The organism is Streptomyces sp. Ru73 (genome assembly GCF_002920575.1).
Taxonomy (GTDB): domain Bacteria; phylum Actinomycetota; class Actinomycetes; order Streptomycetales; family Streptomycetaceae; genus Streptomyces.
Map to the genome: position 1 here is coordinate 78,045 of NZ_PQSQ01000012.1, position 14,703 is coordinate 92,747.

The 14,703-nt window shown below is 72.3% G+C and carries 11 protein-coding genes; 4 read left to right on the plus strand and 7 right to left on the minus strand.

Going from position 1 to position 14,703, the window contains the following annotated elements; genetic code table 11:
- Window positions 1-12 precede the first annotated feature (12 nt).
- Entirely contained in the window at window positions 13-297 is a 285-nt protein-coding gene (locus C3486_RS08375) for a hypothetical protein (RefSeq protein WP_103831945.1), read from the minus strand.
- Window positions 294-1,250 carry an SPFH domain-containing protein gene (locus C3486_RS08380; RefSeq protein WP_103831946.1) on the minus strand — a complete coding sequence of 319 codons (957 nt, stop codon included), beginning with the start codon at window positions 1,248-1,250 and terminating at the stop codon, window positions 294-296. Before C3486_RS08380 ends, C3486_RS08375 begins: the two co-directional genes overlap by 4 nt.
- 270 nt (window positions 1,251-1,520) lie before the next feature.
- Here C3486_RS08380 and C3486_RS08385 point away from each other — a divergent pair, with 270 nt between their 5' ends.
- A complete protein-coding gene (locus tag C3486_RS08385) occupies window positions 1,521-3,767 on the plus strand; it encodes a transglycosylase domain-containing protein (RefSeq protein WP_103831947.1) in 2,247 nt (748 codons plus the stop codon).
- Window positions 3,768-3,848: 81 nt separating this feature from the next.
- On the opposite strand, the gene C3486_RS08390 is transcribed toward C3486_RS08385, so the two are convergent.
- The 5 genes from C3486_RS08390 to C3486_RS08410 all read right to left on the minus strand — a co-directional run bounded on the left by C3486_RS08390 (window position 3,849) and on the right by C3486_RS08410 (window position 11,154).
- Window positions 3,849-6,245: a SpoIIE family protein phosphatase gene (locus C3486_RS08390; RefSeq protein WP_103831948.1), complete on the minus strand. Its 2,397-nt coding sequence runs from the start codon at window positions 6,243-6,245 to the stop codon at window positions 3,849-3,851.
- A gap of 47 nt (window positions 6,246-6,292) precedes the next feature.
- On the minus strand, window positions 6,293-6,973 hold the full coding sequence (locus C3486_RS08395) for a class I SAM-dependent methyltransferase (RefSeq protein ID WP_103831949.1): 681 nt from the start codon (window positions 6,971-6,973) through the stop codon (window positions 6,293-6,295).
- Window positions 6,974-7,240: 267 nt separating this feature from the next.
- Window positions 7,241-7,933, minus strand: a complete 693-nt coding sequence (locus C3486_RS08400; protein ID WP_103831950.1) for a DUF402 domain-containing protein — start codon at window positions 7,931-7,933, stop codon at window positions 7,241-7,243.
- A gap of 56 nt (window positions 7,934-7,989) precedes the next feature.
- Window positions 7,990-9,375: an aspartate ammonia-lyase gene (locus C3486_RS08405; protein ID WP_103831951.1), complete on the minus strand. Its 1,386-nt coding sequence runs from the start codon at window positions 9,373-9,375 to the stop codon at window positions 7,990-7,992.
- An 84-nt stretch (window positions 9,376-9,459) separates the two neighbouring features.
- Window positions 9,460-11,154, minus strand: a complete 1,695-nt coding sequence (locus C3486_RS08410) for a fumarate hydratase (protein WP_103831952.1) — start codon at window positions 11,152-11,154, stop codon at window positions 9,460-9,462.
- A 177-nt stretch (window positions 11,155-11,331) separates the two neighbouring features.
- Here C3486_RS08410 and C3486_RS08415 point away from each other — a divergent pair, with 177 nt between their 5' ends.
- The 3 genes from C3486_RS08415 to C3486_RS08425 all read left to right on the plus strand — a co-directional run bounded on the left by C3486_RS08415 (window position 11,332) and on the right by C3486_RS08425 (window position 14,698).
- Window positions 11,332-13,341 carry a glycoside hydrolase gene (locus C3486_RS08415; RefSeq protein WP_103831953.1) on the plus strand — a complete coding sequence of 670 codons (2,010 nt, stop codon included), beginning with the start codon at window positions 11,332-11,334 and terminating at the stop codon, window positions 13,339-13,341.
- A gap of 113 nt (window positions 13,342-13,454) precedes the next feature.
- Window positions 13,455-14,129 carry a DUF1707 domain-containing protein gene (locus C3486_RS08420; RefSeq protein WP_103831954.1) on the plus strand — a complete coding sequence of 225 codons (675 nt, stop codon included), beginning with the start codon at window positions 13,455-13,457 and terminating at the stop codon, window positions 14,127-14,129.
- A gap of 212 nt (window positions 14,130-14,341) precedes the next feature.
- Window positions 14,342-14,698: a WhiB family transcriptional regulator gene (locus tag C3486_RS08425; protein ID WP_103831955.1), complete on the plus strand. Its 357-nt coding sequence runs from the start codon at window positions 14,342-14,344 to the stop codon at window positions 14,696-14,698.
- Window positions 14,699-14,703 lie beyond the last annotated feature (5 nt).

The following is a 14,703-nucleotide window of genomic DNA, read 5'->3' on the forward strand; positions in this document are numbered from 1 at the left end:
CGTGTGCTCCGGTCACTCCTCGGGCGGGCCGTCCGCCGCTCCGCCGTCCGGCCCGCCGGCCTCCGGCTCGGGACGCTTCGGCGGCCGTCCGCGGCGCCGCATCGCCCCGGCGTCCTTGGGCAGCCGGCCCGCCTCCGCCAGCGCGCCGCGCAGCAGGAACTCGATCTGCGCGTTGACGCTGCGCAGTTCGTCACCCGCCCACCGGGCCAGCGCGTCGTGGACGGCCGGGTCGAGCCGCAGCAGCACCTGCTTGCGCTGCCGCGGCCGCCGCCCCGGAGTTCCGGGCTCCTCGCTCACTGGTACAGCGAGCCGGTGTTCAGGACGGGCTGGGCCGCGCGGTCGCCGCACAGCACCACCATCAGGTTCGAGACCATGGCCGCCTTCCGCTCCTCGTCCAGCTCGACGATGCCCTGCTCGCTGATCCGGTCGAGCGCCGACTCGACCATGCCCACCGCGCCCTCGACGATCTGCTGGCGGGCCGCGACGACCGCGCCGGCCTGCTGCCGCTGGAGCATCGCGGAGGCGATCTCCGGGGCGTACGCGAGGTGGCTGAAGCGGGCCTCGATGATCCGTACGCCGGCCGCCTCGACCCGCGCGGTCAGCTCGGCCGCGAGCTTCTCGGTGATCTCCTCGGCGTTGCCGCGCAGCGAGAGCGCGTCCTCGTCGTGCGCGTCGTAGGGGTACTCGATCGCGATGTGCCGGACGGCCGCCTCGGTCTGGGTGGCGACGAACTCCAGGAAGTCGTCCACCTCGAAGAGCGCCTGCGCGGTGTCCTCGACCTTCCACACCACGATCGAGGCCAGCTCGATGGGGTTGCCGTAGGCGTCGTTGACCTTCAGGACCGCGGTCTCGTGGTTGCGGACCCGGGTGGAGATCTTGGTGGCGCTGGTGAGCGGATTGATCCAGCGCAGGCCGTCGGTGCGGATCGTGCCGACGTACCGGCCGAAGAGCTGGATCACCCGCGCCTCGCCGGGCGCGACCATCTTCACGCCGCCCATGCAGAAGAGGGAGACGAGCAGCAGCAGGACGCCGACGACGATCAGGGTGGCGCCGATCCCCTTGCTGCCGCCCGAGGCGAACCCGCCGCCGAGGACCGCCAGTGCGATGCCGCCGATCACGCCGACGACGGTCAGCAGCAGGCCGAGGCCGCCCGGGATGCTGTGCGCGGTGACCTCCCTGACCTGCGGCGCGGGCAGGTCGGGAGCGTCGGGCTCGGTGTTCGTGGGCGGAGTGGGCGCGGATGCGGACATGAGGTTCCCCCGTTCTGTACGGCGTGCCGTACGGGTGCTTTCGCTGGTCTAGCAAAGTGATAGCTATTTAATCCCCGTGACGGCGCCCGCGCAAACCCTTGCGGCCGGGCGGCGCGGGCCCGGACGCGGAAACCGCCGAAGGGTTGCACAGGAAAGGGGTGCTGATTGTCACGTCCGGAAAATGCTTGATCGATGTGTATGTGCTGACACCAGGGGGTTAGCTTCGGAGGCTGGGTTACTGGGGGCGGAACGACTGGAGTGACGGAAGCGATGGGCCGAGCCGAGGCGAGACGGGCGCAGAAGAGGGGCAGGCGCCGGGCGAAGGTGAAGAAACGCGGCGGCATAGGCCGTTTCTTCACGTTCAAGAAGCTGTTCGGCGCGTTCCTCACCGTCTGCCTGCTGGGCATCCTCGGCTTCGTCGGCCTGTACCTCCTCGTCGACGTGCCGGCCAACGCCAACGGCCAGGCCACCGCGCAGAGCAACGTCTACAAGTACGCCGACGGCTCCGTCATGGCCCGCACCGGCTTCAACCGCGAGAGCGTGCCGATCAGCGACATCCCCAAGGACGTCCAGCACACCTTCGTCGCCGCCGAGAACAAGACCTTCTACAAGGACTCCGGCGTCGACCTGAAGGGCACCGCGCGCGGCATCCTCAACACCCTGCGCGGCCGGGGCAAGCAGGGCGGCTCGACCATCACCCAGCAGTTCGTGAAGAACTACTACCTGACCCAGGAGCAGACGGTCAGCCGGAAGCTCAAGGAGATCGTGATCTCCCTGAAGGTCGACCAGAAGCTCGGCAAGGACCAGATCCTGGCCGGCTACATCAACACCAGCTACTACGGCCGCGGCGCGTACGGCATCGAGGCCGCCGCGCAGGCGTACTACGGCGTGCACACCCGGGACCTGACGGTCGCCCAGGGCGCGTACCTCGCCTCGCTGCTCCAGGCGCCCAGCCAGTACGACTGGGCCGTGGCCGGCGACGCCGGCAAGAAGCGGGTCAAGGCGCGCTGGAACTACACCCTCGACAACATGGTCGAGATGCACTGGCTGGACGCCGGGAAGCGGCAGGGCCTGAAGTTCCCGGTGCCGGCGAAGCCCAAGCCCAGCTCGGGCATGACGGGCCAGAAGGGCTACCTGGTCCGGCTCGCCAACCAGGAGCTGAACAAGCAGGGCATCACCGACGACCAGATCGCCGCCGGCGGCTGGACCGTCACCCTCGGCGTCGAGAAGAAGCGCCAGAAGGCACTGGAAGCGGCGGTCCAGGAGAAGCTGACCAGCAAGCTCGACCCCAAGGCCCGGAGCGTGGACGCCGACGCGCAGGCCGGCGCGGTCTCCGTCGACCCCAGGACCGGGCACATCGTGGCGCTCTACGGCGGCAAGGGCTACCTGGAGCACTACCTCAACAACGCCACCCGGGCCGACTACCAGCCCGCCTCCACCTTCAAGCCGCTGATCCTGGCCACCGCGCTGGAGAAGAACTCCACCACCCAGGACGGCACGCCGATCACCCCGAACACGATCTACGACGGCACCAGCCGCCGCCCCGTCAAGGGCAGTGCCATCGGCTTCGCGCCGCCCAACGAGGACGAGAAGGACTACGGCCCGATCAGCGTCCAGACGGCGATGAACAACTCCGTCAACTCCGTCTTCGCGCAGATGGGCGTGGACGTGGGGCTGGAGAAGGTACGGCAGACCGCCGGGCAGCTCGGCATGGACGCGGAGAAGATGTCGGCCCGCCCGGCCATGACGCTCGGCTCGATGGGCGCCAGCCCGCTCCAGATGGCCGGGGTCTACGCCACCCTCGACAACCACGGCAAGAAGATCACCCCGCAGCTGGTGACGCACGCGCAGCGCGGCGAGGAGGACCCGGTCGAGCTGCCGGACCCGGTCGGCGGCCAGGTCCTCACCCGGCAGACCGCCGACACCGTGACCTCCGTACTGACCGGCGTGGTCCAGGACGGTACGGGCACCGCGGTGCGCAACACCGACTACGACATCGCCGGCAAGACCGGCACCTCCGACGACAACAAGTCCGCCTGGTTCGTGGGCTACACGCCCCGGCTGGTGACCGCCGTCGGCCTCTTCGGCGAGAACGCCGACCCGCCGCACAACCAGGTCACCCTGCGCGGCGCGGGCGGCGGCGGCCGGGTCAACGGCGGTGGCTACCCCGCCGAGATCTGGGCCGCCTACACCCAGAACGCGCTGGGCAGCGAGGTGTCGGCCCGCTTCGACCTGGAGACCGACATGGGCGCGGGCGTCGCCCCGTCGCCCACCCCGACGCCGACCGAGACCGAGGAGTCGGAGTCCCCGTCGCCCACCCCGTCGGAGAGCGCCGAGTCCGAGTCTCCCTCGCCGAGCCCGACGCCGAGCGAGTCGGAGAGCAGCGCGGAGCCGCCCGAGGAGTCGGTGTCCCCGTCCCCGAGCGAGTCCTCCGACCTCCCGCTGCCCGGCGACAGCGGCAACGACGAGAAGGACAAGGGCACCGGCAACGGCCGGCACCCGATGTTCGGCGGCTGACCCACGGCGCCGGCCCACAGCGCCGCGGCCCCCGCCCCGCAAGGGACGGGGGCCGCTCGCGTACGCGGGCCCTGCGGGCGCCTACTCGCGGCCCGGCAGCCGCCGTGCCACGGGCGGCATCGACAGCTCGAACCACACGACCTTGCCGGTGCTCAGCCGGGTCGCGCCCCAGCGCCGGGCCAGCCGGTTGACCAGGTACAGGCCCCGGCCGCCCTCGTCCGACGGGCGGGCCTGGCGCAGCCGCGGCAGCTGTGGCACGTCGTCGCCGACCTCGCAGCGCAGTACGTCCGTCCGCAGCAGCCGCAGCGTGATCGGCCGCTCCGCGTACCGCACGGCATTGGTGACGACCTCACTGACCAGCAGCTCCACCTGGTCCGTCAGCTCTTCGAGCCCCCATCGCTGCAGGGCTCTCCGGGCCAGCCGGCGGGCCTGCCCCGCGGTCTGCGCCTTCGGGTCGAGGTACCAGTACGCCACGTCGCTCGGCGCGATCCCGTCGAAGCGGGCCGCGAGCAGCGCGATGTCGTCGTCCCGGTCGCCCGGGCCGAGCATGTCCAGCACCTCGTCGCAGAGCGGCTCCAGCGGCGGCGGGTTCGGCCCGGTCAGCCGGGCCGTCTCCGTCAGCCGCTCGCGCAGCTGCTCTATGCCGGTCCACACGTCCCGTATCCGGGACTCCACCAGGCCGTCGGTGTACAGGACGAGGGTCGCCCCGGCGGGGGCGTCCAGCTCGACGGCCTCGAAGTCGACCCCGCCGACCCCGATCGGGGCGCCCGGCGGCACGCGCAGCACCTCCGCGCGCCCGCCCCGGTGGAGCATGACGGGCGGCGGATGCCCGGCGTTCGCCACGATGATGCGGTGCGCGACCGGGTCGTACACCGCGTACAGGCAGGTCGCCATCCGGTCCGTGCCGAGCCGCTGGGCCTGCTCGTCGAGGTGATGCAGCACCTCCTGCGGCGGCAGGTCGAGCCCGGCCAGCGTCTGCGCGGTCGTACGCAGCTGGCCCATGATGGCGGCCGAGGTCATCGAATGGCCCATCACATCGCCGACGACCAGGGCCACTCGGGACCCGGGCAGCGGGATCGCGTCGTACCAGTCGCCGCCGACCCGGGCGGTCTCGGCGGCCGGCAGGTACCGGCTGGCGAGCCGGACGCCGGTGGGCTGCGGCAGCGAGTCGGGCAGCATCGTGCGCTGCAGCGCGTCGGCGATGTACGCCTCGCGCCCGTACAGTACCGCCTTGTCCACGCCGAGCGCCGTGTGCGTCGCCAGCTGCGCCGCCACCAGCAGGTCGTCCGCCTCGAACGAGGGCCGGTCGGGGCGGCGCAGGAAGACCGCGGCGCCGATCACCCGGCGGCGGCCGCGCAGCGGCGCCAGGATGACGCGCTGACCGTGGGGCATCCGCGTGCCGGGGCCGAGCAGTTCGGGCAGTGCCGCCTGCGCGGCCTGCGCCTCCCCGAAGAGCGGGCGCACCCCGCGCAGCACCTCGGCCAGCGGCCCGCCGGGCACCACCTCGGCCAGCTCCGCCGCCATCCCGCCCATCGCCGGGCCCAGATCGGGCTGCGCGGGCAGGGTGGGCAGCCGGCCGCCATTGGTGTCGGCCTCCTCGGGGATGCGGTCGGTGCGCCGCAGCCGCAGGACGACCGGGCCGGCCGGCCGCTCGTCGCCCACCGGCAGCGGGTCGCGCAGGTACACCAGGATCGCGTCGGCGAACGTCGGGACCGTCGCGCGGCACAGGCCCAGCACGATCTCGTCCAGGTCGATGCCGCGCGCGATCCGCCGGGTGGCGGCGCCCACGAAGCGCAGCCGGTCCCCGCCGGGCTGCCGGGCCGGCATCGGCTCACCCCCCTCGGCCGGATGCGCCGAACGGGCCGGCGGCGCCTCCGGGCGCCCCGGCTCATCGGCCTGCCGGCGTGTCCCGCCGTCGCTCCGGCCGGGGCCGCGGCGCGGCGGGCCCGGAGGCGGTGCCGCGGGCTCCTGGGGCCGCTGCCGGGCCCGGCCGTCGCCGCTCCCGCGCGGCCGTCCGATGCCGCTCGCGCCGCCGTTCTCGTGCGCGCCGGAGCCGTCGCCGGGCTCCTCGGCACGGGAGCGGGCCCGGCCGGCCGCGTCGTGCGCGGTGCCGCCGCCGGGCTCGGCCCCTGGCCCGCCCGCCTGGGCATGGCCGCCGGCGCCCTGCGCGGCGTTGCGGTCGGCGGCGTCGGCGGTCCGCCGGTCCCGCCGCCGGCGCTTCTTCCCGCTGCGCCCCGGGGGCGCGGGCAGCTCACCGGAACCGCCCGCGGTGCGCTCGGGCGGTCCGGCCGCCACGGAGCCGGGCAGGCCGGGCCCCGGCAGGTCGGCGGGGGCCGGGCCGACGGGCCGCTGCAGGGCCTCGCGCGGATCGGCGGCGCCGTGCGCCGTCGTCTCCGGGAGGCCCCGCGGCGCCATGGCCGGGGGCGCGGCCGGCAAGGGGGCCGGTCGCGAAGGGTGGGAGGTGGGGTGCTCCGTCACGCGTGGGATTCCATCCGTCCGGGGCTGCGCGCCGGGCGCGCTGCGTCTCAAGCGCGTCGCAGGTGCAGGAAGAGCTGGATCTCGGGTGGCACGTCCGTACTGGCCGGGGCATACGCATACGAGTCCTCCCCGGTGACTTCGAAACCCGCGTCGCGCACGACATGGCGCAAGTCGTCCCGCAGGTAACCCGATACCCGGATCGTGTTGCCGAGGAACGGAATCGGGTAGTCGTCCACGTCGGACTCGACCATCGACAGGGCGAGCAGCCCTTCCGGCCGCAGGAGTGAGTGCAGCATCCGCAGCGCGTACGGGATTTCCGCGCGCGGCAGCATCAGCAGGGAGAAGAAGGCGGCGATGCCGTCGAAGGAGCCGGGGCCGCCGAGCCGGCCGTCCCGCAGGTCCGCGAGGTCGAGGTGGTGGAACTCGGCAGCCGGAACGTTCTCCCGCGCCATCTTGATCATGGTGGCGGAGATGTCGACGCCGACGACGTGGTGGCCGGCGCCGGACAGCTGCTGGGCGGTGGGCAGGCCCGTGCCGCAGCCGACGTCCAGCACGCGGGAGCCGTCGGGCAGCGCGGCGGCCAGCCAGGCACCCGCGGCGCGCTGGCCCTCCTTGTGCGGGAACGCGCTGTCGTAGCCCGCGGCGATCGCGTTGAACGCCTCGGCCTGCCCGGCCCGGTCCAGTGCTAACCGGTTCAGGCCCTCGTACCCGTCGTAGCTGTCGCTCACGACCCCGCCCCTCCTGCGACCGCAGTCAAGTTCGGTTTCCAGTTCTGGAGTTGCGTCTGTGCCTTCTCGGCCTCTTGCGGAGGACGATCCTACGTTTGCACCCGTGGGGCGCAGCAAGGGGGCTCGCCCCTGAGCATGGTGCCAAAGGGAACTGGTGTTCCCCAAGATCCCTGCAATTCGGGCGGTTTCGTCACTCCTGGGCCGCGCCGCGTCACCCTCGTGGGTACGGATTCCGCACAAGCGGCCGCTTTTCCGCGGCCGCCGCCGTCACGGAGCGGAGTACTCCGGTTCCCTGTCCCAGTCGTCCGGCAGCGCCGGCAGGCTCCACTGCGGGTCCGGCCGCCAGTGCTCCCAGCCGTCCGCGAACGGCGCGCCCCACTCGCCGATCCGCGCCACCGCGGCACGGCCGGCCGCGCGCACGTCCCCGGCCTGTGCGGGCGGCATCAGCCCGTCGGCCTGCGCCTGCGCGAACTCGTCCTCGTCCCGCCACTCCCAGTGCCGGTCCGGGTAGACCGCGATGTCCAGGAAGTGGTCCTCGGAGTCCACACCGCCGGACCAGCGGCGGCGCGGCTCCTCCAAGTTGACGTACCAGTTCTTGAACTGCCAGCCACGCTCCCAGAACAGCCAGACCGACCACGGCTCACCTGGCCGGGCCAGCTTCAGCACGCCGGTGCCGAACCAGCGGTCCCGCACCACGCGCCGCGGCTTGGTGTAGCGGCTGGCCAGCGGCTCACGGCTGACCGGCGTGCCGTCGGCCAGCTCCGGCTTCACACACACGGTGCCGGGTGCCATCCAGACGGCGAGCAGCTCGTCGGTGTCCTGGACGACGGTGACGGGGCGGCAGATGTGGAAGTGCCGGGTGCCGTTGCCGCGATAGCGCCACAGGATGTGCTCGCCCGGCGCCCAGCGCGCGGTACCGGACGTATGGCCGTCCCTTGTCTCCACCGTATCCGCTGTCATGCGCAGATCTTAGGGGCGGAACGACCGTACCGCCGTGACGTGGGCCGCAGCGACCGTCACGGATGCGTCATGCGCAGCACGTCCAGGGCCTCGTCCAGCTGGGCCTCGGTCAGCGCGCCGCGCTCGACATATCCGGACTCGATCACCACTTCCCGGATGGTCTTCCGCTCGGCCAGCGACTTCTTGGCCACCTTCGCCGCCTCCTCGTAGCCCAGGTACTTGTTGAGCGGAGTGACGACGGAAGGGGAGGACTCGGCGTACTCACGGGCCCGTTCGGCGTTGGCGGTGATGCCGTCGACGGTACGGTCCGCCAGCAGCCGCGAGACATTGGCCAGAAGTCGCACCGACTCCAGGACGTTCTTCGCGATCACCGGCAGCATCACGTTCAGCTCGAAGTTGCCCGCGGCGCCCGCCGCTGCGACCGTCGCGTCGTTCCCCGTCACCTGGGCGGCGACCATCAGCACCGCCTCGGGAATGACCGGATTGACCTTCCCCGGCATGATCGAGGAGCCGGGCTGCAGGTCCGGCAGCTGGATTTCGGCGAGGCCCGTGCGCGGCCCGGACGACATCCACCGCAGATCGTTGGCGATCTTCGTCAGCCCGACCGCGATCGTACGCAGCTGGCCGCTGGTCTCCACGATGCCGTCCCGCGCGCCCTGCGCCTCGAAGTGGTTCCGCGCCTCGGTCAGCGGCAGCCCCGTCGTGCGCGCCACCTCCTCGATGACCGCGGCGGCGAAGCCGGGCGGGGTGTTGATGCCGGTCCCCACCGCCGTGCCGCCCAGCGGCAGTTCGGCGAGCCGGGGCAGGGAGGCCCGCAGCCGCTCCACGCCGTACCGGACCTGCGCCGCGTATCCGCCGAACTCCTGGCCCAGCGTCACGGGCGTGGCGTCCATGAGGTGGGTGCGGCCCGACTTCACGACCTCCTTGAACTCCTCCGCCTTGCGCTCCAGGGCGGCCGCCAGGTGCTCCAGGGCCGGGATCAGGTCGGCGGTGACCGCGGCGGTGGCCGCGATGTGGATCGAGGAGGGGAAGACGTCGTTGGAGGACTGGCTGGCGTTGACGTGGTCGTTGGGGTGGACGTCCCGGCCCAGCCGCTCGGTCGCGAGGGTGGCCAGCACCTCGTTGGTGTTCATGTTGGAGGACGTGCCGGAGCCGGTCTGGAAGACGTCGACGGGGAAGTGGTCGTCCCAGCGGCCGTCGGCGACCTCGGCCGCGGCCTCCTGGATCGCCCGCGCGACGTCCTCGTCCACCACTCCGAGCTGGGCGTTCACCTTGGCGGCCGCGGCCTTGATCCGGGCCAGCGCCTCGATGTGCGCGCGCTCCAGCCGCTGTCCCGAGACGGGGAAGTTCTCCACCGCGCGCTGGGTCTGCGCGCGCCACTTGGCGTCGGCCGGGACCCGTACCTCGCCCATGGAGTCGTGCTCGATGCGGAAATCACTCATACCTGTGTCAGTGCCCGGGAACACGCGGGTGTTCCCGGGCACCGACGAGCTTCGTCCGTCAGGACGTACGCACCGGGACGTCCGTCAGGACGTGCGCACCGGGATGCTGGTGAAGGTGGGCACCGGCGCGGGGTCCTGGAAGAAGTCGTTGCCCTTGTCGTCCACGACGATGAACGCCGGGAAGTCCTCGACCTCGATCTTCCAGACCGCCTCCATGCCGAGCTCCTCGTACTCCAGGACCTCGACCTTCTTGATGCAGTCCTGGGCGAGGCGGGCAGCGGGGCCGCCGATGGAGCCGAGGTAGAAGCCGCCGTGCGCGTGGCAGGCCTCCGTGACCTGCTGGGAGCGGTTGCCCTTGGCCAGCATGACCTTGGAGCCGCCGGCCGCCTGGAACTGCTCGACGTAGGCGTCCATCCGGCCGGCCGTCGTCGGGCCGAAGGAGCCGGACGCGTAGCCCTCGGGGGTCTTCGCCGGGCCCGCGTAGTAGACCGGGTGGTTCTTCAGGTACTCCGGCATCTCCTCGCCGGCGTCCAGCCGCTCCTTGATCTTCGCGTGCGCGATGTCACGCGCGACGACCAGCGTGCCGGTCAGCGACAGCCGGGTCTTGACCGGGTGCTTGGTCAGCTCGGCGAGGATGTCGTCCATCGGCTGGTTCAGGTCGATCTTCACCGCGTCGAGGTCGGCGCCCGCGCCCTCGGTCAGCTCCTCGTCGGTGGTGTCCGGGAGGAAGCGCGCCGGGTCGGTCTCCAGCTGCTCCAGGAAGACGCCCTCGGCGGTGATCTTCGCGACGGCCTGGCGGTCGGCGGAGCAGGACACCGCGATGGCGACCGGGCAGGACGCGCCGTGCCGGGGGAGACGCACCACGCGCACGTCGTGGCAGAAGTACTTGCCGCCGAACTGCGCGCCGATCCCGATCTTCTGCGTCAGCTCGAAGACCTTCTCCTCCAGCTCCTTGTCGCGGAAGCCGTGGCCGGTCGGCGAGCCCTCCTCGGGCAGCTCGTCCAGGTAGTGCGCCGAGGCGTACTTCGCGGTCTTCAGGGCGTACTCGGCGGAGGTGCCGCCGACCACGATGGCCAGGTGGTACGGCGGGCAGGCGGCCGTACCCAGCGAGCGGATCTTCTGCTCCAGGAACTTCATCATGGAGGCCTCGTTGAGGACCGCCTTGGTCTCCTGGAAGAGGAAGGACTTGTTGGCCGAGCCGCCGCCCTTGGCCATGAAGAGGAACTTGTACGCGTCACCGTCGGTCGCGTACAGCTCGATCTGCGCCGGCAGGTTCGAGCCGGTGTTCTTCTCGTCCCACATGGTCAGCGGGGCCATCTGGGAGTAGCGCAGGTTGAGGTTGGTGTACGCGTCGTAGATGCCGCGGGAGAGGGCCTCCTCGTCGCCGCCCTGGGTGAGCACGTTCTGGCCGCGCTTGCCCATGACGATCGCGGTGCCGGTGTCCTGGCACATCGGCAGTACGCCCGCCGCCGCGATGTTCGCGTTCTTCAGCAGGTCAAGGGCGACGAACTTGTCGTTGGCCGAGGCCTCCGGGTCGTCGATGATCTTCCGGAGCTGGCCGAGGTGCTCGGGCCGCAGGTAGTGCTGGATGTCGTGGATCGCCGCTTCCGCCAGCTTGCGCAGCGCCTCCGGCTCGACCTTGAGGAACGTCCGGCCGTCCGCCTCGAAGGTGCTGACACCCTCCTTGGTGATGAGGCGGTAGGGGGTCTTGTCCTCGCCCGTGGGCAGGAGGTCGGTATAGGCAAATGCCGGGAGGGCAGGGCGGGAAGAAACGGACATTGCGGCCAATCCTCACTCGACGGTGACTTCGCTGTCATCAACGGCAGCTTCAACAGCGTAGAACGCCCTGCGCCGGCCGCCGCTGTGAGGTAAGGCTCACCCGCCTCCGGCCCCGTGGTCCCGGGCCAGGGGCGGTTCTTAGATCTCCCTTAGAAGTGCCGCGCACAGTGCCGTCGCATGACACGTTTCCTGAAAGCCGCGACAGGCTCCCGGAAGCGGCGGGCCGCGCTCGCCGCACTGGCCGGGACCGCGCTGACCGCGAGTACGTTCACCGCCCTCCAGGCGTACGCCGGGCCCGCGGATTCCGGCGCCGACGGGGATACGGTCGCGCTGCGCATCAAGGGCGGCGAGGCGCACGTGGACCCCCGCACGCTGCGGATCACCGCCCGCACGGCGAGCGGCGCGGAGACCGAGCTGTCCGCGGCGGCGGGGGAGGAGCTGGGCGCCGTCTCCCCGGTGACCCGCCACGGCGCCACCGCGAGCTGGTCCTACCCGGGCCGCGGCCTCGGCGTCTCGGTCGCATCCCGCGACGGCCGGCTGGTCGTCCGCATGCACGCCAAGAAGGACGGCAGCATCGCCTGGCCGGCGTCGGGTGCCGCCCCGGCACGGGGCACGGCCTACGAGCTGCCCCGCGGCGAGGGCCTGCGCATCCCCGCGGCCGACACCTTCTGGAACTCCGCCGCGGCCGGTCTGACCGGCGAGGAAGGCATCGACCTCAAGGACCTGACGATGCCCTTCTGGGGCACCACGGCGGGCGGCCACGGGGTGAGCACCCTCGTCCCCACCGACCTCGGCACCCGCCTGCGGTTCGTCTCGGAGGGCGGCCGGCTGCACACCGCCGCCACCCACGACTTCCGCAGCGCCGACGGCACGGACGACTACACGGTGGCCCTCTCCCTGACCGACGGCTCACCGGTCGCCGCGGCCAAGGACTACCGCCGCTACCTCGCCTCGAAGGGGCAGCTCGGCAGCCTGAAGGCGAAGATCCGCAAGAACCCCGAGGTCGCCAAGTTGCTCGGCGCCCCGCACGCGTACGTCTGGGGCGACGGCCGCAGCGCGAAGACCGTCGAGCGGCTGAAGAAGCTCGGCATCTCCCGGATGTGGCTCGGCTACGACGCCGACGGCGACCCCATGTCCAAGGACGCCGTCGCCGCGGCGAAGAAGGCGGGCTACCTCGTCGGCCCGTACGACAGCTGGGACAACGCCCAGGACCCGGAGACCGCCGACACCGACGTGGCGAAGTGGCCGGACCGGCTGTGGCCCGACGGCTGCGTCCACGACGCGGACGGCAAGCCCGAGGGCGGCTTCGGCGGCCGCGGCTGCTATCTCAGCTCGCAGGCGCTCGCCGACGCCGAACCGCAGCATCACTACCTCGCCGACCGCGCCGGGAAGATGACCGCCAACGGCGTCAACAGCTACTTCCTCGACGTCGACGCCACGGGCGAGCTGTTCCGCGACCACACGCCGGGGCACCCGATGACGCAGGCGGAGGACCGCGCGAACCGCCTGCAGCGGATGCGCGGGATGTCCGGCGGCGGCCTCACCGGCGGCCGCCCGTACGTCCTCGGCTCGGAGTCGGCGGGCTCCTGGGCGAACCGGGTGCTCGACTTCAGCCATGGCTCCAGCACGCCGGTCCACGACGGGCTGTGGAAGGCCGAGCGGGACAAGGAGACCTGGGGCGGCTACTGGCCCAAGGGGCGGCCCGGCATGTTCTTCAAGCCGGCGACGCTCGACAAGGCCGTCGCCAAGGCCATGTTCGACCCGGCGTACCGGGTGCCGCTGTACGAGACGGTGCTGCACGACTCGGTCGTCAGCACCGACCGCTGGGAGCTGTCGCTCTACAAGCTGCCGGCGCAGAAGCGGGACCGCGCGCTGCTCGCCATGCTCTACAACACCCCGGTCAACCTCGCGCTCGACGGCAAGGCGCTGGACCGGCACGGCGCGGAGATCGCGGCCATGCAGCGCTTCTTCGCGGGCATCCAGAAGGCCGGCGGCGCCGAGGCGATGACGGACTTCCGTACGCTCACCGCCGACCGCACGGTGCAGCGCACCACGTTCGGCGGCCGCGCAGGGCTCACCGTCACGGCGAACTTCGGCACCGGCACGTACCGTGGCCTGCCCGGCGGCTGCGTCCAGGCCACGACCCGCGGGCACGGCGCGCCGCAGCGGTTCTGCCCGAAGGGCTGAGACCGGCCGTGCGGCGCCGCGCCCGTACGCCGGTCCCCTAGTCGCGATCTATCGCGTTTCGCTACGCTGTTGAGGTGGACGCAACAGACAACGGGGGACGGCGCCCCGCATCCGTGGACCTCACCAAGCCCGCACCGGCCCCGGCCGCCGAGGCCGCGCTCCGCGCGTCCGACGCGGACCGGGACCGGATCGCCGCGATCCTGCGGGAGGCGCTGGCGGAAGGGCGGCTGGACGCCGAGGAGCACGCCGAGCGGATCGACGGGGTCTACCGCGCCAAGACCATGGGCGAACTGGAGCCGCTGATCAGCGACCTGCCGGCGGCGCGGGACGGGGCCGACGCGCGCCGGGAGGCCGCTCCCGCGTACGCCCCGGAGCCGGCCGCCACTCCCGCCGACGCCCACCTCGTCGGGGTCTTCGGCGCCGCGGTGCGGGCCGGCCGCTGGCGGGCACCGGCCCGGGTGACCGCGGTGGCGATCTTCGGCTCGGTGGAGATCGACCTGACCGAGGCGATCTTCACGCAGCAGCATCTGCACATCCAGGCCACCTCGATCTTCGGCAGCGTGGACATCCGGGTGCCGGAGAACGTGACGCTGCGCGGCGGCGGCTCCGGCGTGCTCGGCTCCTTCGAGACCCGGTCGGAGGAGTCGGACGACCCGGCGGCCCCGGTGATCACCGTGGGCGGCCTCGCCGTGCTCGGCAGCGTCGAGGCGAAGCCGAAGCGCGGCAAGTGGGTGCGCGATCTGCACGACCGGCTGCGCGAGCGCCGGGACCGGCACCGGGGCCACTGAGCCGGACGGCCGGTCGCAGGTCGGCCCCACCTGTAAGGCGCGCCACATCCGACGCTGCTTTCAACCGGTACGCCACGGTGTGCATAGAGCCGCGTACAGCGGGTAGGGCTGGTGCATCGTCTCTCGTACGGCTGCGGGGTGTGCGAAACGTCGTGCGCAGCGAGACGGGCAAGTGGTGACTGAAATCGCCGAGCCGTCGTCAGGAGTAGACCGTGCTGCTACCGCATCAGCCCCTGCAGGACGCCGCCGTGCCCGCCCAGCGAGTGCCCGCCCGGGACGAGGCGGGGCCCTGGCACTCGGAGGCGGTGTGCCGACGGGACGAGGCCGGACTCTTCTTCGCGCCGTCCAAGGAGCCGACGGCCGCCCGGCTGGCCAGGGAGGAAGCCGCGAAGCGGGTCTGTGCCCGCTGCCCCGTCATGATCGAGTGCCGGGAGCACGCCCTGCTCCAGCCCGAGCCGTACGGGGTCTGGGGCGGCCTGACCGCCGCCGAGCGCCGGGTCGTCCTGGCCCGCCGCCGGCGCCGCGACGCCGAGCTGCAGCGCGCGGCCCGGATGCCCGCCGCCGGCTGAACTTC